The organism is Hymenobacter actinosclerus, from assembly GCF_900111515.1.
GTDB classification, from domain to species: domain Bacteria; phylum Bacteroidota; class Bacteroidia; order Cytophagales; family Hymenobacteraceae; genus Hymenobacter; species Hymenobacter actinosclerus.
On sequence record NZ_FOHS01000003.1, the window covers coordinates 527462 to 544669 of the forward strand.

The 17208-nt window shown below is 64.8% G+C and carries 13 protein-coding genes; 5 read left to right on the forward strand and 8 right to left on the reverse strand.

Going from position 1 to position 17208, the window contains the following annotated elements:
* Positions 1-3: 3 nt before the first annotated feature.
* Positions 4-2163, reverse strand: coding sequence for an FUSC family membrane protein (locus tag BMY67_RS13840; RefSeq protein WP_092772553.1), 2160 nt, complete (start codon positions 2161-2163; stop codon positions 4-6).
* A 181-nt stretch (positions 2164-2344) separates the two neighbouring features.
* Here BMY67_RS13840 and BMY67_RS13845 point away from each other — a divergent pair, with 181 nt between their 5' ends.
* Both BMY67_RS13845 and BMY67_RS13850 read left to right on the forward strand, forming a co-directional pair.
* Positions 2345-4966 carry a PAS domain-containing sensor histidine kinase gene (locus BMY67_RS13845; RefSeq protein ID WP_177189834.1) on the forward strand — a complete coding sequence of 874 codons (2622 nt, stop codon included), beginning with the start codon at positions 2345-2347 and terminating at the stop codon, positions 4964-4966.
* Between the two features lie 125 nt (positions 4967-5091).
* Positions 5092-5502: a response regulator gene (locus BMY67_RS13850; RefSeq protein ID WP_092772557.1), complete on the forward strand. Its 411-nt coding sequence runs from the start codon at positions 5092-5094 to the stop codon at positions 5500-5502.
* A gap of 51 nt (positions 5503-5553) precedes the next feature.
* On the opposite strand, the gene BMY67_RS13855 is transcribed toward BMY67_RS13850, so the two are convergent.
* Positions 5554-7524 carry a MutS-related protein gene (locus BMY67_RS13855; RefSeq protein ID WP_092772559.1) on the reverse strand — a complete coding sequence of 657 codons (1971 nt, stop codon included), beginning with the start codon at positions 7522-7524 and terminating at the stop codon, positions 5554-5556.
* A 254-nt stretch (positions 7525-7778) separates the two neighbouring features.
* Here BMY67_RS13855 and BMY67_RS13860 point away from each other — a divergent pair, with 254 nt between their 5' ends.
* Both BMY67_RS13860 and BMY67_RS13865 read left to right on the forward strand, forming a co-directional pair.
* Positions 7779-8570 (forward strand): energy transducer TonB, encoded by a 792-nt coding sequence (locus BMY67_RS13860; RefSeq protein WP_092772561.1) that lies wholly within the window; start codon positions 7779-7781, stop codon positions 8568-8570.
* Between the two features lie 93 nt (positions 8571-8663).
* Entirely contained in the window at positions 8664-10235 is a 1572-nt protein-coding gene (locus BMY67_RS13865; RefSeq protein WP_092772563.1) for a DNA integrity scanning protein DisA nucleotide-binding domain protein, read from the forward strand.
* A gap of 177 nt (positions 10236-10412) precedes the next feature.
* Here BMY67_RS13865 and BMY67_RS13870 read toward each other — a convergent pair whose 3' ends face one another.
* The 5 genes from BMY67_RS13870 to BMY67_RS13890 form a co-directional block, all read right to left on the reverse strand.
* Complete coding sequence (locus tag BMY67_RS13870; protein ID WP_092772565.1) at positions 10413-10928, reverse strand: PaaI family thioesterase; 516 nt, start codon at positions 10926-10928, stop codon at positions 10413-10415.
* Between the two features lie 143 nt (positions 10929-11071).
* Positions 11072-11575 (reverse strand): PPC domain-containing DNA-binding protein, encoded by a 504-nt coding sequence (locus BMY67_RS13875; RefSeq protein WP_317040346.1) that lies wholly within the window; start codon positions 11573-11575, stop codon positions 11072-11074.
* Positions 11576-11939: 364 nt separating this feature from the next.
* On the reverse strand, positions 11940-13208 hold the full coding sequence (locus tag BMY67_RS13880; protein ID WP_143069830.1) for a hypothetical protein: 1269 nt from the start codon (positions 13206-13208) through the stop codon (positions 11940-11942).
* A gap of 3 nt (positions 13209-13211) precedes the next feature.
* Complete coding sequence (locus BMY67_RS13885) at positions 13212-13982, reverse strand: hypothetical protein (RefSeq protein ID WP_092772571.1); 771 nt, start codon at positions 13980-13982, stop codon at positions 13212-13214.
* Between the two features lie 221 nt (positions 13983-14203).
* Positions 14204-14764 carry an RNA polymerase sigma factor gene (locus BMY67_RS13890; RefSeq protein ID WP_092772573.1) on the reverse strand — a complete coding sequence of 187 codons (561 nt, stop codon included), beginning with the start codon at positions 14762-14764 and terminating at the stop codon, positions 14204-14206.
* Between the two features lie 195 nt (positions 14765-14959).
* Between BMY67_RS13890 and BMY67_RS13895 the strand changes: the two genes are divergently transcribed.
* Positions 14960-15493 (forward strand): hypothetical protein, encoded by a 534-nt coding sequence (locus tag BMY67_RS13895; RefSeq protein WP_092772575.1) that lies wholly within the window; start codon positions 14960-14962, stop codon positions 15491-15493.
* Positions 15494-15569: 76 nt separating this feature from the next.
* Here the strand turns inward: BMY67_RS13895 and amaB are convergent, their stop codons facing one another.
* Positions 15570-17168 (reverse strand): L-piperidine-6-carboxylate dehydrogenase, encoded by a 1599-nt coding sequence (amaB, locus tag BMY67_RS13900; RefSeq protein ID WP_245745052.1) that lies wholly within the window; start codon positions 17166-17168, stop codon positions 15570-15572.
* Between the last annotated feature and the right edge of the window lie 40 nt (positions 17169-17208).

Genomic DNA, 17208 nt, shown 5'->3' on the forward strand with positions numbered 1-17208 from the left:
CATTCACTTATTCCCCGCCACCGTTTCTGTGAGCCGGTTGATGTCGCCGCTGAGCTTCTGGATGAACTCCAGTTGCTCGCCGAGCTGGGCGTCGTCGGCTTCGGCAGTGGGAGCCGGGGCGGCGGCGCTAGCAGGCTCTTCGGGCGTGTCGGGCTCGCCGAGGCGGACCAGGCCGCGGCGGAGCTGCTGCTGGGCCTGGCGGAGCGTTTTCAGGCCCGCGGCAGATACGCCGGGGCGGATTTCGCCGGCCAGCATGGCCGAGGTAATGGCCGCCACGTTGGCCGCCAGAATGTGGTTGAGCACCACGAACTCGTGCACTTCGGCCGGGTGGCGCTGCTTGGCCTGGGGCTCGGAGAGCATGCGCTGGAAGGCCGCGCCCAGGTTGGCCGAGCTCACGTACACTTCCTTGCGGGCCAGCTTGTAGTCGAGCAGCGCCACGGGCGAGCCCAGCAGCGCCTCCTGGAGCGTGCGCAGGTAGGCCAGGTTGGCTTGCAGCACCGGCCGCAGGTAGCCCTGCAGCAGCTCCGACTCCCAGCGCGGAAACAGCAGGTAGCCCACGGCAAAGGCAATGCTACAGCCCAGCACCGTATCAAAAATGCGCTCCTGCACCACCCGCACGTAGCCGTGGCCCAGCAAGCTGAACAGGATAAGCACGAAGGGCGTCATGAAAATGACGGTAATCAGATAGTTGAGGCGGGCGAAGCTGAAGGAAACCACCATAAAGCCCACCATCAGCGCCAGCAGCAGCAGCCGGTCGGAAATCAGCCAGAGCATCACGGCCCCGAGCACGCCGCCGAGCAGCGTGCCCAGCACCCGCTGCTGGTTGCGCTGCTTGGTGAGGCTGAAGGCCGGCTTGAGCATGTAGGTAATCGTCATGAGCACCCAGTAGCCGTGGTGGCCGGCCAGCATTTCGGTGATGAGAAACCCGATGAGCGAGGCCACCAGCATGCGCAGCGCGTGCCGGAAAATGCCCGAGCGCATGGTGAGCTGGCCCGTGAGCTGGCGCCAGGTGAACTGCTGGTGGGCCACAAACCGGTCGAGCTCCTGCCCGGTGGTGCCGTTGGCCTGCAGCGTGAGCAGGGGCGCGGCGGCCTCGGCAAAGTAGCCCTGCATGCCCTGGAGGCGACCCACGAGGTTGCGCAGGTTCACCAGAATTTTGCGCAGCGGCAGCACCGAGCCGGGCTGGGCGGGGTCGGCTTCGCGGGCGTCGAGGCGGGCCTTGAGCTGGTTGAGGCCGGCCAGCAGGTCGGGGTTGGCGGGGCGGTAGCGGTAGTTGCCCTGGATGGCAAAGCCCATGCGTTCGAGCTCGGCGGCCAGCGCCTCAATTTCACTGGCAAAGGCACCGAGCAAACCGTCGGCCCCGAAGCGGCGGTGCAGCTCGGCGTAGTCGTAGCTCGTGATGGTGACCTGCTCGTAGAGGTCGACCAGATTGACGAACGTGAGCACCAGCCGGCGGCCGATGGCCGACGATTCGCTCACCAGCTGCCGGGTTTTAAACAGCAGCTCGCGCACCCCATCCTGCTTTTCGCTCACGCTTACCTGCTGGGCCACCAGGCGGCGGTAGGCCTCCTCCAGGTCGGTGCCGGGGCGGTAAAATTCGGCCTTGAGGCGCAGAAAGCTCGCCACGGCCAGCACGGCCTCGCCCAGGGCCTGCTGGGTCTCGCGGTAGGGCCGCAGCCGGTTCAGGGCCAGCGCCAGGGCCAGGTACCAGAGTCCGCCCGTCACAATCAGGCCGGCGTAGCTGAGCACGTGGCCCTGGGGCAGGGGCTTGTCGAGCATCAGAATCATCACCAGCAGGCCGGCCGTGCCCACGGCCCCGGCCCGGTTGCCGTACACCAGCAGCATGGTAAACCAGAAGCTCACCGCTACTACCAGCGCCCCCAGCAGCCACGGATATGGTTGCGCCAGGCCCGTGAGCAGCGCCATCAGGCCCGTGAGCACCACGGCCGCCAGCCCGCCGTTGCGCTTGTGCAGCGGCGGGCCGGGCGTGTCGGTAAAACTCACGCACAGCGCCCCCACCGACATGGTAACCCCGGCTTCCAGCTGCCCCAGCGCCCCCAGCACCAGCCCCGGCACCAGGATGGCCAGCGTGGTGCGCAGGCCGTCGGAAAACTCCTGGCTCGAAAAAAAGTAGCGCAGCTGGCGGGCGTGGTCGGCGAACATAAGCGGCGGCAAACGGGGTGCGGAGGGCGGGCGGCAACGGGCGGTGCGGGGGCCCGCGTGCAAGTTGCAACGGCCGGCTTAAATTCCGGCCCGGCCGCTGCGGTAATGTGGCCGGTGGCGGGTATCTTCGGCCCCTCACTTTTTGTTTGGTTTGATTTCAGCCCAACTTATGCCAAACCAGATGCGGCCGAAACTACCGGCCGATGCGCCGCCGGCCGATGAGCTCCTGAACACGCTGCTCGAAGTATCGCAAACGGGCCTGATGTTGCTACGGCCGGTTTTCAACTCCGAAGACGTCATCGTCGACTTTCTGCTTGAGTACCTTAACCCGGCCGCCCAGCGGCTGCTCGGGCAGCCCGAGTGCCCCACCCTAAGCCTGCTCGGGCTTTACCCGCACGCGGGCTCCTCGACGGGCGTTTTCACCTTTTACCGCAACGCGTTCGAGTCGGGCACCAGCCAGCAGGAGCACTTCAACTACCAGTACGACGGCATCGACGGCTACTTCCGGGTGGTGGCCCGTGCCCGGGGGCCGCTGCTGGTCGTGAGCATCGCCGACGACAACGACACGCCCCGCACGGCCATGCAGGAGGCGCTGCGCCAGAGCCAGCTGGCCGAGCAGCAGGCGCGGGCGGTGGCCGAAACCGAGCGCAACCTGCTCCAGGCCCTGCTCACCCAGGCCCCCGTGGCCATTTGCCTGTTTCAGGGCGACGAGTGCCGGATTGCTTCCGCCAACGACCAGATGAGCAACATCTGGAGCTCGACGGTTGCCCAGGTGCTGGGCCGCCCGCTGCTGGAAGCCGTGCCCGAGCTGGAAGGCCAGGGCTTCGACGACCAGATTCGGGAAGTGGCCCGCACCCGCCAGCCTTTCGTGGGCCGGGAGGTGCCCGCGCTGCTGCGCCAGCCCGATGGCCGCATGGAAACCTATTACTTCAACTTTGTTTTCCAGCCCCTGTATGGCCCCGGCGGCGCCACCGATATGCTGGGCGTAGTCGATATTGCCGTTGATGTAACCGAGCAGGTGCTGGCCCGCCGGCAGGTGCAGGAGCTCAACGAGGAGCTGGCCGCCATCAACGAGGAGCTGCGGGCCGGCAACGACGAGTTTCAGCTGGCCAACACCCAGCTGCTGATGGCCCAGCAGCAGCTGCGCCAGTTGAACGAGGAACTGGAGGGCCGGGTGGAGCGGCGCACCGGCGAGGTGCAGCAGGCCCTGGCCGAGGCCGAGCACCAGCGCGGCCAGGCCCGGCTGCAACAGGAGCTGCTAAGCCAGATTCTGGGGCAGGTGCCGGCCATTATCGTCACCTTCAGCGGCCCTGAGCACCGCTTCACCTTCTTCAACGAGCACTTTAGGGCCCTGGCGGGCGAGCGGGCCACGCTGGGCGGCGTGGCGGCCGAGCAGCTGTCGGAAATGGAAAGCCAGGGCCTGCTGCCCCTGCTGGAGGGCGTGTACGCCAGCGGCCGGCCGCTGCTGACCCGCGAAACGCCGGTTGAGCTGGAGTACGAGCCGGGCCGGCTACGCTACTTCGACATCACGGCCCAGCCCCTGTTTGATGCCCGGCAGCAGGTGCGGGGCGTGCAGGTGTTTGCCATGGAAGTAACCGAGCGGGTACTGGCCCGCCGCGAGCGGGAAACCCGCCAGCGCGAGTTGCAGGCCATTTTCGAGCAGGTGCCGGTGCCCATTGCCATTACCCGGGGCCCCGAGCTGCTGGTAGAGTCGGCCAACCACGCCATCAGCGAGCTGTGGGGCCGCCCGGCCACTCAGCTGCTGGGGCGACCCTACTTCGAGGGGGTGCCCGATGCGGCCGGCCAGGGCCTGGAAGAAATTCTGGCGGGCGTGATGCAAACGGGCGGCACGGCCTTTATCAACGAACGACCCGTGCAGTTCGACCGGACCCACACCGGCCAGCCGGCCCTGGGCTACTTCAACTTCGCTTTCCAGGCACTGCGCGACGAAACGGGTACCGTGAGCGGGCTGGTAGCCATCGGCACCGAGGTAACCGACCAGGTGCTGGCCCGCCAGCAGGTGCAGGAGCTCAACAACCAGCTGGCCGCCATCAACGAGGAAATGCGGGCTACCAACCAGCAGCTGGCCGACACCAACCACCGCCTCAGCCGCACCAACGCCGACCTCGACACGTTCGTGTATTCGGCCTCCCACGACTTAAAATCGCCCATAACCAACGTGGAGGGGCTGCTGCTGGCCCTGCGCGAGCATCTGCCGGCGCAGGCCTACGAACACCAGCCCGTACCCCAGCTGCTGGCCATGATGGATGACGCCGTGCGCCGCTTCCAGCAAACCCTGGTGCATCTCACCGACGTGTCGCGCCTCCAGCAAACTACCGCCGACCAGCTGCCCGAAGCCGTGGACCTGCCGGCGCTGGTGGAGGCCGTGCGCCTGGATATAGCCCCCGAACTGGCGGCGTCGGGCGCCACGCTCGACGTGGAGCTCCAGGGTTGTCCGACGGTGAAATTCTCGGCCAAAAACCTGCGCTCCGTCGTTTATAACCTGCTCAGCAACGCCATTAAGTACCGCACGCCCGAGCGCCCGCCGCACGTGCGGCTGCACTGCCGGCACGTGGGCCGGCACGTGGTACTGGAGGTGCACGACAACGGCCTGGGCCTGAGCGAAACCCAGCGTCGCGACCTGTTTCAGCTGTTTCGGCGGCTGCACAACCACGTGCCGGGCTCGGGCGTGGGCCTGTACATGGTGAAGAAGATTGTGGAAAACGCCGGCGGCCGCATCGAGGTGAGCAGCGAGCCGGGCGTGGGCACCACCTTCACCGTATTTTTACCTGCCACCGAGTAGCTTCGCGGCTCGCCTTTCGTTGTTCGTTGCTCGTTTTTCGGCTCGATGCATCCTCTTTAGAAGAGCCCGCTGAACAACGCAAAAGCAAACAACAAAAAACGAGCAACGAAAAACGAAAAAACGATATGCAAAAATTACCGAGTGTTCTGTTGATTGACGATGACCAGACCAATAACTTCCTCAACGAGCTGCTGATAAAGAAGCTGGATGTGGCCGAGCGCGTGCTTATAGCCGAAAACGGCACTGAGGCCCTCGACCTGCTGGCCCGCCAGGCCCCCGATGCGCCGGCCCTTATTCTGCTCGATGTAAACATGCCCGGCATGAGCGGCATCCAGTTTCTGGAGGCCTACCAGCAGCTGCCCGCCGACCAGCGCGGCGCCACGGTGGTCGTGATGCTCACGACCACCATGGACGCCCGCGACCTGGGCCGCCTCGACGAACTGTCCATTGCCGGCCTCGTCAGCAAGCCCCTCACCAAGGAGAAGGTCGACAATCTGCTCCAGCTGCACTTCCAGCGGCAGCTGGGCGGAGAATAACGCGCCACCGCCGTCATTGCGAGGAGGCACGACGAAGCAATGACGGGGGGCCTACTCCTCCCCCACGTCAATACCCATCAGGCGCATGAGCTGGCTGGCGTTGAAGGAGCGGCAGACGCCGGGCGTGAGGTGGTAGTCGAAGCGCAGGGTACCGTCGGGGTTGAGGTAGGAGTTGAAGCTGACGTTGCGCACGTGGGCGGGCAGGTCAGTTTCGAGGGCGGCCAGCTCCAAATCGTGGGTGCTGATGAGGCCGCTGGCGGCCCGCTCGCGCAGCTGGAACACCAGCGCCCGCGCCCCCCGGTGCCGGTCGGCCGAGTTGGTACCCTTCAGAATCTCATCGAGCAGGTAGAAAACGGGGAGGTTATCAGTTGTCAGTTGTGAGTTGCCAGTTGCCAGGCTGTTGGGTGATGAGGCGGGGGCTGTTTCAGCGTCGTCAGCGTCGTCAGCGGCCACCGAAACGACTCCGCCTGCAATTTTTAATGTTGAATTTTTAATTTTCAATTCCTCGCCAGCGGTCAGGTCCAGCAGCAGGCGCAGGCGCTTGAGCTCGGCGTAGAACGAGGACGTGCTTTCGGCCAGGTTGTCGTGGCTGCGCATGGCGGTGAACACCTGGGCGGGGCCGCTGCGGAAAGTGGCGGCGGCCACCACCGCGCCGGCCTGGGCCAGCACCAGATTCAGGCCCACGGTGCGCAGAAACGTGCTTTTGCCGGCCATGTTCGAGCCGGTTACGATAACAGTCTGGCCCGCGCCGGCCGTCTGAAAATCGTTGCGCACGCCCTCGCCGCCGAACAGCAGCGGGTGGCCCAGGCCGGTGGCTTCCACCGTGAGGGCCGCCGCCGAGAGGTCGGGCGTGGCAAACGTTGGGTTGGCGGCCTGGAACGCGCCCAGACTTACCAGCGCATCCAGTTCGGCCGCCGCTTCGAGCAGTGGCTCCAGGCCGCCCGTCACGCGCCGTTTCCAGCGTTCCAGCTGCCAGATGCCCCACAAATCCCAGAGCAGCAGCGTGTTCAGCAGGCCCGCCACGGCCGGGTTCTGGCGGGCCGAAAACCAGCCGGCAATATTGCCCAGGCGCTTCAGCAGCCGGGCGGCCGCCGTGTTGCCGGTGGCGTGCAGGGTACGGTGCAGCCGCTGCAACGCCGCGCTTTGCCAGGTGCCGGCCTCGAAGTGCGCCAGCTGGTCGTGGGCGGCCCGCAGCGCGTCGCGCATGGTGGTGGCGTGCTCGTAGTAGCGGGCCCGCACCTGGCCGAACGCCCCGTTGAGGGCTACCGCCGGCAGCAACAGCAGCAGCCACTGCGCGCCCTGGCCGGTGAGCATCAGGGCCACGCCCGCCAAACCCAGCAGCGGCAGCAACCCCAGCAGCGGCAGCACCCAGCCGCGGCCGGCAAAGAAATCGGGCGCGCGCAACCAGCCGGCAAACTGGCGTGGGTCGGTTTCCTGGCGCGGGTAGTGCCGGGCGCGGGCCTGCCACTCCTGCTGCCAGGCCACGTTGGGGGCCAGCTCGGCGGCGGCCTGCTGGCGCTCCAGCACCGCTGCGGGCAGCGCCGGGGTCAGCAGCCAGCCGGCCAGCCAGTCCTGCCCCAGCCGCGAGGTGCTGCGGTTGAGCAGCTGAAACAGCGAGTGGTCGCCGAACACGTCGAGGTCGGCGGCGTAGGGGTGCTGGGCATCGAGGTAGCGGCGGCCGGGGTCGAAGCCGGCCAGCTCGCCGGCCAGCCGGGCCAGCTCGTCGCGGTTGAGCTGGGCCAGCAGCCGGTGATGCTCGCGGCGGTAGCCCACGGCATCGTGCCAGCGCACCAGCCCGATAAACACCAGGTAGGCGCCGAAGCCCAGGCCCAGCGCGGCGGCCGTCTGGCCGGCGCTCAGCAACGCCCAGATGCCCGCGCCCGCCGCCACAAACACAGCCAGCCGCACGAGTGCCACCGCCCGGTGCCGCCCGGCAAAATGGGTTTCCTGCGCCGTATGGTGGGTTAGGTTCTGCTGAAAAAGGTCGGCGGGGGTACTTGTGAGCGGGTGAAAATCGGACACGTTCGGGTGGTGAGGTGATAGGGAAAGCAGGCAACAAAGAACGTCATTCAGAGCGAAGCGAAGAATCTGGCGTACTGACGTTGAATTACTATTGCAACGACTTCACGCCAGATTCTTCGCTTCGCTCTGAATGACGTTTTTGCAAATGCACTTCCAACCACTATCGCCCCACTTCCACCCAAATTTCCGAACTTGAAGGGCGGCGGGTACGGTTGTTGTGTCGGGCCGGCCGCATTTCGTCCTGCTTTATTTCTATGAAACAGTCTTTTCGTCAGGTTCTGCTCACCGCCCTGCTCGGCACTGCCGCCCTGGCCCCGGCCGCGGCCCAGCAGAAACTCAAGTACCCCAAAGCGCCGGCCGCCAACGCCATTTACGACGCCGTGGAGAAACCCGCGCTGCCCGCCGGCGGCGTCGAGGCCTTCGCCCAGTACCTGGCCGACCACCAGCAATACCCCACGGCGGCGTTGCAGGCCGGGGCCCAGGGCACAGTAACCGTCAATTTCGTGGTCGAGAAAACCGGTTCGCTCGCCGAAGTGGCCGTGGCCCAGCCCGGCAACGCCCTGCTCGATGCCGAAGCCGTGCGCCTCATCAAGGCCGCTCCGCGCTGGACGCCCGCCCGCCACCGCGGCGGCGTAGTCCGCCAGCGCCAGACGGTGCCCATCACGTTCCAGATTCCGGGCGAAACGGCGGCGGCCACGGCACCGGCAGCTTCGGGGGCAACGGCCGGCAGCGGCACCGAGGTGGTAACGGCCGACCGCCCGGCCCGGCCGGTGGGTGGCACGGAGGCCTTTTTCGAGTGGATTCAAACCAACCAGAAATACCCCGCCCTCGCCCTCCAGCGCAAAGTAGATGGCAAGGTAATGATGGAGTTTCTGGTGGAAAAAGACGGCTCGCTCACCGATATCAAAGTGATTAAGCGGCTGGGCTCGGGCCTCGATGAAGAAGCCCTGCGGCTGCTGAAAGCGGCGCCCAAATGGGAGCCCGCCTTATATAAAGGTCAGCCGGTAAAGCAAAAGATGGTGTTGCCGGTTGTATTCTCGCTGTAAGCCCGACAGTTGCTGCCGGGCTTGTGTAAAACCCTGTTCCCGCCCGTTGGCCTGAACTCCGGGCCACCTGCTTTTTGCTCTCTTCCTTCCGCTATGTTGTCGCCCTTGCCGCTGCTTTCTGCCCCGCCCGTTGCCTTTGGCACCCCGCTGCCCCTGCCCACCAGCCACCCCATCTGGCCCTACCAGGCGCGGTTTCGGCAGGCGGCCCAAACGGTGGCCAACGGCCTGTTCAATGCCCTCGACGAAGACCTCGAACCCTACGTGTACCTGCTGGCGCTGCCCGTAACCGCGGCCGGCCGCAGCCACAACGACCTGTACCCCGTGGCCGAGTTCGAGCCCGCCCAGGAAGCACTGCCGGCCCATCATTTTGCGCGGGTGCTGGAGCGGGGCCAGGCCCTGCAACAAGCCCACAACTGGCAGCTCTCCGACCCCGACATCGAGAGTGAGGACATGCAGCGCCGCAAGCAGTTTGGACGGGGCGTGCGTCTGGCCGTGCAGGAGGTTCTCGACGAGCTCGATGCCACCGATAAGCGGCTGTCGTTTGCCGGCTGGCCCGCCCAGATTGGCCATTTCGCGGTGATGCCCGTGCTCCGGCTCAACCGCAAGGTGTACAACAGCTACCCCTCGCTGCAACCCAACCGCTTCTACACCGACGGCCGCCAGTTGCCCCACTCCCTCATTCAGGCGGCCATTCTGCGCTTCAACGAAGACTGCATCAAGTCGCTGACCGAGCCCGAACCCGGCTCCGGCCTGCTCATCCGCCCCCGCGACACCGAGGAGATTATCCGCTCGGCGGGCAAGCTGTTCATGGACACGCCGGCCCAGGACATGGGCATGAACCCGGTGGTTACCAAGCTGTTCGCTACCTGCAACACCATTTCGTCGTTGCGCTACGAAGGGGCCGAGGGGGTAGGCAAGCTGCTGCTGGCCCGCCGGGGCCACCCCAACCTGGCCGAGGTGTTCGCCCTCACCTGCCCCACCCCGCTCACCGACTACCGGGCCGTGCGCAAGCTGCTCGAAATGACGACCTCCGACGTGAGCCTGCTGGCCGATGGCGAGAACGTGTACGCCCTGGGCCGGCAAATCGGCCAGTACGATGCCGCCCGCGAAGATTTGTTTGTCATCAGCTTCATCACCCACTATGCCTGGGAGTTTCAGCACGGCGGGCAGGTGCTCATGCGGGCCCACTACGGCCACCCCAGCCTGCCCCGGGCGCGCCTCAACCGCACCAAGTTCCGCCGCGACCTGCGCCGCACGTTCGAGCTCACCGATTCGGCCAAAGTCGAAAAGCTCTGGGACGTGGTGCTCGAAGCCAGCCGCCAGAAGCATGGCACGCTGCTCGTCATCACCACCGAGGCGCTGGCCGAAGCCGACCGCCTCAAGCTGCAATGCACCCTCATCGAGCCCGTGCCGCTCACCCCGCTCATCACCCGCCTCGTTACGGCCATCGACGGCGCCGTGCTCCTCGACCCGGACGCGTACTGCTATTCCATCGGCGTGATTCTGGACGGCAAGGCCACTGGCCGCGGCACCAGCACCCGTGGCGCCCGCTACAACTCGGCCATCCGCTACGTCGAAAGCAGCCCCTACCCCTGCCTGGCCATCGTGGTAAGCGAAGACGGCCTGATGGACGTGATTACCAAGGAAAGCATGCGGGAAGAGTAGCGGTGAGATGGCTCAAGGTGAGATGGTGAAATGGTGATATGGTGATATGGTGATATGGTGAGTTTGACGTTCTGGGGGCCTCATGGCGCCAATTGTGCCGGTAGGCCCCCAGGCCCCCAGAACCCCAGAACGTCAAACTCACCATTTCACCATCTCACCATCTCACCTTGAGCCATCTCACCGTTTCGCCCGAAACGACCAAGTAATCCGGAACACGGCTACCGGGTCGCCGGATTCATCGACGCCGGTGCTGGTGGCCAGCACGGTGCGGCCCTCGCCGGTGGCGCGGCTCTCGGCAATGGCCTGGCCGATAGCGGCGCCGTCGGGGCAGGTGAAGCGGATGAGGCCCACGGCTTTCTTGGTGAAGTCGGCCTCCAGGCCTACCACCAGCATAGACACCGGGCTGCCACTCTGCACGTGCATCATGGCCAGCAGGCCGCTGGCCATTTCGGCGGCCATACTCAGGCAGGCGAAATAGATGCTACGAAACGGGTTCTGGGTCAGGTATTTATAAGGAATCGTGATGGTGCAGCGCTCCGGCTGCACCTCGGCCACGCGCAACCCGGCCAGGTAGGCCATCGGCAGCTTGCGCAGCATGAACAGCTTTAGCTTCAGCGGGTTGCTGATGGCACGGCGGAATTTCTCCAGGCGGGCGGTATCGGGCGGGGCAACGGCAGCAGATTGGTCGGACATGACGAGCGGGTTTCCTACAAGAAACGAAATTTACTCGGCATGCCGAGTAATGTGGCCCGGACTTAAGTGCTTAGCCCGGCTGCCGGGCCGTTCCAACCAGCGGGCCACGGACTGAAGTCCGGGCCACATTTCACGTGTACGGTCTACTTTTTACGCGCTGCCGGGCTTTTCCTGGGCGGGCTAACCGGGACGGCGGGCCACACGACCAGCTCTTGGTAGCCAAAGGTGGGGTCGGTTTCGCGCCGGAAATCCAGGGCCGGCAGCTCACCAATAACCAGCTCAGCGGTGGTGTAGATGAGGTTGCCATCGAGCAGGTGCCCGCCCAGGGTGCGGCCCGTCGAGTCGGCCACCGAAAGGTGCAGGTGGCTGCCATTTACCGAAAGCGTACCGACGAGCGACACGATTTCAAAATGGCCCTGGTAGACGGTGGGGCCCTCCTGGTTGGCCAGCCGGAGCGTGGCCGTCGTCAGGCTGCCCACGCCCGTGAGCACGCAGGCGGCGCGCAGCCCGTGCGCCTGGGCAAAGGCCAGTAGCTCGCGCCGCAAGTCCTGCCCCGGCTTCAGGCGCAGGGCGTAGGTACGCAGGGGCGACGAAGCGGTAGCAGCGTCAGAAGCAGGGCTAGGGTCAACCAATGGAACGTCAGGCACAGGCTTAACGGCAGTTTGCGCAACTCCTGGAGCTGCCAAGAGGAGCAGGTATACCAGCAGAAGCCGGGACATGAGGTAGCAACCGTATGAATAAGAGCTTACGCGAGTCAACTGCCAGGTCTGTGCGATTCTGGATAAATGCCGCGGCGGGCTTTTCCTGGAGAAATGTTACAAAATAATACTCACCCCGAAATAGTTTGCGAAAAGCAGGCGGCTGGTTTTGAACAAAATAGCTTAGCAGGACTCCCGCGAGCCGTTCAACCACGAAGCGCAACGAGTCGCCTCGCTACAACATCCGCCCGATTCACTTCCCGGTGAGTGTCACTAACCCGTTTTTCAACTACGCTTCATCCTTGTCAACCCCTTACTTATTGAAGCTCACGTTGCCGTAGCGGACTTTGATGTTTACGTTGCCGCCGTTGCGGGCCGAGGCCGCCCCAAACGTGCCCTGCGTGTCGCTGGAATTGGGGCTGGTTTCCTCCGAGGCCACTTTCACGAGGCGCTTGTCTACCAGCAGCTGGCCGTGCTCGGTATTCACATCGAAGCCGAAGGCGGCGCCGTCGGGGAAGTTGAGCAGGATGGTGCTGTAACCGCCGTCGAGGGTGATCTGGCGGAAGTTGGGGCCGGTGTTGCGCACTTCGAAGCTGGGGCTGTACTGCACCTTCATATCAAGGGCGCTGTTAAGCTTATCGACGCTGAAGCGCGAGTAGCCCGAGCTGCCGCGCAGGTTCTGGACCGTACCCAGGGCCACGTCGCCGTACTTGCTGTGCACGGTCAGGTCGCTTACCAGCCCGATGTCGATGTCGGAGTAGTTGCTGCGCAGCTCCACGCTGCCGCCTTCGGTGAGGCGCACTTTGGCGTAGGAAGCCTCGATGACGGCCCGGCAGGCGAAGGGCACGGCGGCGCGGGCATTGTTGAGCTTGAGGCTGTTGCGCGGACCTTCCAAGCGGGCCGTGCGCAGGTGCCCGTACTCCACGGCCAGCTCGGTGGCCCCGGTCAGGTTGCCGGTCAGGCTGATTTCGCCGAAGGCCGTGTGCAGGGCCAGCGGGTTGTTGGCGGGCACCCACACGGTGTAGTTTACCTCGTAGAGCTTCACCTGGCTGCGGCACTCGCGGGGCAGCTCGCCAAAGCGCGAGCGGGCCGAAACGCCCCCCGTGGCGGGGTCGCGGGCCAGCAGCTCCACCTCAATCATGGCCTGCAACTCCTGCGCCTTTTCGTCGGTGTCGGCTCGGGTAATGATGGTAACGTCGGTGCGGATTTCGGGCCGGTTCCACACGTTTACCTGCACCCGGCCGTAGCGGGTATCGAGGGTGTAGAGCCTGGTGGGGCTGGTGGCAAACGTGCGGCTGAGCCGGCGCACCTTCTCCACGGCCGGCGCGGGGGCGGCATCGTTCTGGGCTGGTCCCTGCTCAGTGCTTTGGGCGGGGCCCTGGGCGGCGCTGCTCATACGGGGCGCGGCCGGGCCCGACTGGCCGGGCAGCGGCGCGGCGGCCGGCTCGCAGAAATGGGCATCGGTAGGGCCACCCGGCGCCACCACCTGGGCTCGGGCCGCGCCCAGAGTCAGGCTCAGCAGCGCTGCCAACGCCAGCCGCAGATGGCTGGCCCCGTTGCTTTTCATCCGGAACCAAGGCATGGCTTAGGGCAAGCGGCGGCTATCGGCCACCATGTAGGGTTGGTTGTGGTACTCGCGGATTTGCTCGCGGGTGCGCAGCTGCTGGCCCAGCAGGTCGAGCCGGATCTGCATGTTGCGGTTCATGGCCTCCAGCACCATTTCGGGCTCGGGGTTCTGGTAAAGCTCGGTTTTGAGCTGCTCGTACGCCTCATCCAGCGAAGCCAGTTCCTGCTGCCAGTCGGCCCGCGGCGCATTGGCCGCAACGCCCTCATCGGCCTGGCGCAGCTCCTGCTGGCGCTCGGCCAGCTGCACGGCGTAGTAGGTTTCCATGCGCTGCACAGCACTGGCCAGCCGCTGCTCGGGACCAATAGAGGCCGGCGAAGCCAGTCCGGGCACGGTGTAAGGCGGCAGTTCGGGCGCTACCTCGGCCGGCAGCGCCGTAGTGGCTCCGGCTTGGGTCCAGCTGGCGGCCTGCGGCTGTTGCCAGGCCCAGGTGCCCAGCAGCAACAGCGTAGCCACAGCGGCGGCAATGCCGTAGGGCCGGGCCGAGCGAACGGCGGCCGTAGTCGTATCGGTGGCGAGGCCAGCGGCCCCAACCAGGGCGGCCGGCGCCGCGGGCGGGAACAGGGGCAGCACCCGGGAGGGCGCTGGTTCGGTGGGCAACGCGGGGGCGGCGGGAGCCGCGTCCAGGTCCTGGGCAATGGCTTCCCACAGGTCCGGGCGCGGCTCAAACGCGTCGAAATCGGCGCGGTTATGGTCCACGAAGGTTTCCAGTCCGGGGTTGATAATGTTCATGGCAAAAGTAGGGGCGGAACCGGGCGGCTGGTCGGGCAAGGGGTGGGCCAGCGCCGCGCGGTATTGAATAGGCTGATTATGAAGAGTGAGAGAACGAAGTAGCCTTGCGGCATAACCGGCAGACTTACAGAAAAAACAACAGCGGTTGAATGGACCCGTGGGGTGGCGGTAGTGGCTGGGTTGAGCAGCTTTTCCCGGTCAGACTCTCTGCTGGCAGTGTATCATAGGCCGTGCTGCCGGGCCAGTTCGAGGAGCTTCTTACGGGCCCGGCTGTATTGAGATTTAGAAGTGGATTCGCTGATGTTGAGAATACCGGCAATTTCGGCGTGGTCGTAGCCTTCGAGCAGATACAGCGTGAGCACCACGCGGTAGCCGTCGGGCAGGTCCTGTACGCAGCGGCGCACCACATCGGCCCGCCAGCTGGTTATTTCGGGTTCGGGGCCGTGGTCGGGCGCCTCGGCGGCGGCATCGTGCTGCTCGCCCAGCGGCACCAGGCTCAGGCGCCGGTTGCGCAGGCAGTTGATGCTTTTGTTGATGACGATGCGCTTGAGCCAGGAGCCGAACGACGAGTCGCCCTTGTAGCTGTGCAGCTCGCGGAAGGCGCTCAGAAACGCCTCCTGCAACACGTCCTCGGCCTCGGCGAAGTCGCCGGTGATGCGCAACGAGGCGTTGAACATGGCCTTGGAGTAGCGCTTGTAGATTTCGGCCTGGGCGCGCCGGTCGCCTAAGCGGCACCGCTCGACCAGCGGCGCGTTAATGTCGGTGTAAGCAAAAGCCTCCATAGGATGTGGCAGTAGCGGAACGAAAGAGTGGGGAAAGGTAAATATCCCACTTTCCGGGCAAACCGGCCCCGGGCCGGCGGGTAAGCAGCACAAAGACCAGCCGCCCGGCCGGTAGTTGCACCTGCGGCCCGCCATGGGTTCAGGCTGCAACCAGCCGCTGCTTACCTTGCTGCTCCTTAAAGCCTTTCCTGCACTATGAAGTTTCTTCCGGCGCTACTTATTGTCGGCATCAACCTGACTGCCTGCCATAAAAAGGACGCCACGCCCACCATCGACTTCGGCCCCAACGGCGGAATTACAGCACGCGATAATACGGGCTACCTACAGGGTTCTGCCGACCCGACCGACTGGACGCTGGATGAGACCTGGAATCAGCAGGAGCAGGACCTGTTTAAAGACCTGGGATTCAACCTGAATACGCCAGCAGTTAGTGGGGCGGCTCAGGCCTCCAGAATATTGGCTTGGCCTAATCCGGTTGGGGCGGGTCAGGTGAGCGTGAACTTTGAAAGCAACAGCCCCGTGGCGTTGAGTTTTGTCGTAGTAGATGCCAGGTACCAGGTAGTTCTGCCGCTGCAAACGTCCCCCAATCTCAGCCCTTACCACCAATATTCACTTGATGTAAGCGGCAATGGCTTCCGGCAGGGCAAGCTTTATCGTCTTTACTATGTGCTATACGATGGCAAAATCCTTCATTACAAAGGCCACGGTGACATCAAAATCGGCCTTTAACCATCCGCAGTAAAACGCCAAACGGCCCGCCCGGTAAAACCGGGCGGGCCGTTGTTTTAACCTCAAAGCACGGCGGTTACACGTCGAACTTGATGCCCTGGGCCAGCGGCAGCGTGGTGCTGTAGTTGATGGTGTTGGTCTGGCGGCGCATGTACACTTTCCAGGCGTCGGAGCCGGATTCGCGGCCGCCGCCGGTTTCTTTCTCGCCACCAAACGCGCCCCCGATTTCGGCCCCGCTCGTGCCGATGTTCACGTTGGCAATGCCGCAGTCGGAGCCGGCCTGGCTGAGGAAGGCCTCGGCCTCGCGCATGTTGAGCGTGAAGATGCTCGACGACAACCCCTGGCGCACCCCGTTTTGCAGGTCGATGGCGTTGGTTACGTCGCCGCTGTACTTGATGAGGTACAGAATGGGCGCGAAGGTTTCGTCCTGCACCGTGGCGTACTCGTTCTTGGCCTCCACGATGGCCGGCGTTACGTAGGTGCCGGTTTCGTAGCCTTCGCTTTCCAGCAGCTCGCCGCCAATGAGCAGCGTACCGCCTTCGCTCTGTACAGCCTTCAGCGCCTTCTGGAAGCCAACCACCGAATCCTTGTCAATCAGCGGGCCGACCAGCGTGCCCTCCTGCAGCGGGTGGCCGATGGGCAGGTTGGGGTAGATTTTGAGCAGGCGGGCCTTCACGTCGTCGTAAATCGAGTCGTGGATGATGAGGCGGCGGGTGCTGGTGCAGCGCTGGCCGCAGGTACCCACGGCCCCGAACACGATGCCCGGCATGGCAATGCTCAGGTCGGCGTGCTCGGTGAGGATGATGGCGTTGTTGCCGCCCAGCTCCAGCAGCGACTTGCCCAGGCGGGCGCCCACGGCCTCCCCTACTTTCTTGCCCATGCGGGTGCTGCCGGTGGCCGACACCAGTGGCAGGCGCCCATCAGCGGCCATTTTAGCCCCGATTTCGGCATCGCCAATGATGAGGTTGAAGATGCCCTCGGGCAGCTCGTTTTCTTCGAGCACGCTCTTGATGATGTGCTGCACGGCCACGCCCGTGAGCGGGGTTTTCTCGGAGGGCTTCCAGATGCAGGTGTCGCCGCAGACGGCGGCCAGCATGGCGTTCCAGCTCCACACGGCCACCGGAAAATTAAAGGCCGAAATGATGCCCACCACGCCCAGCGGGTGGTACTGCTCGTACATGCGGTGGGCGGGGCGCTCCGAGTGCATGGTCAGGCCGTGCAGCTGGCGCGAGAGGCCCACGGCGAAGTCGCAGATGTCAATCATTTCCTGCACTTCGCCCAGGCCTTCCTGCAGGATTTTGCCCATCTCGTAGCTCACCAGCTTGCCCAGGTCGTCCTTGTGGTCGCGGAGCTTGTTGCCAATCTGGCGCACGATTTCGCCGCGCTTGGGCGCCGGCACCAGCCGCCAGGTTTTAAACGCTTCCTGGGCCTTGGTTACCACGTGCTCGTAGTCGGCGGCCGTGGCCATGGCTACCGTGCCGATAACCTTGCCATCGGCGGGCGAATGGATGGTGCGGGTGTTCTGGCTGTCGGTGTTGCCCCACTCCAGGCCGGTGCTCCAGGCGGCGTTGTGGGCCTGTACGCCCAAATCGCGCAGCACCTGCCGGATGCCGTGGTGGTCGTGGTCCTGAACGTCGGTGCCGGTGGCAACTGCTTCTTCGAGTGCTTGCTTCATGGAAAGGAAAATATGGGTGGGATTACGATTGCGGAAGAAA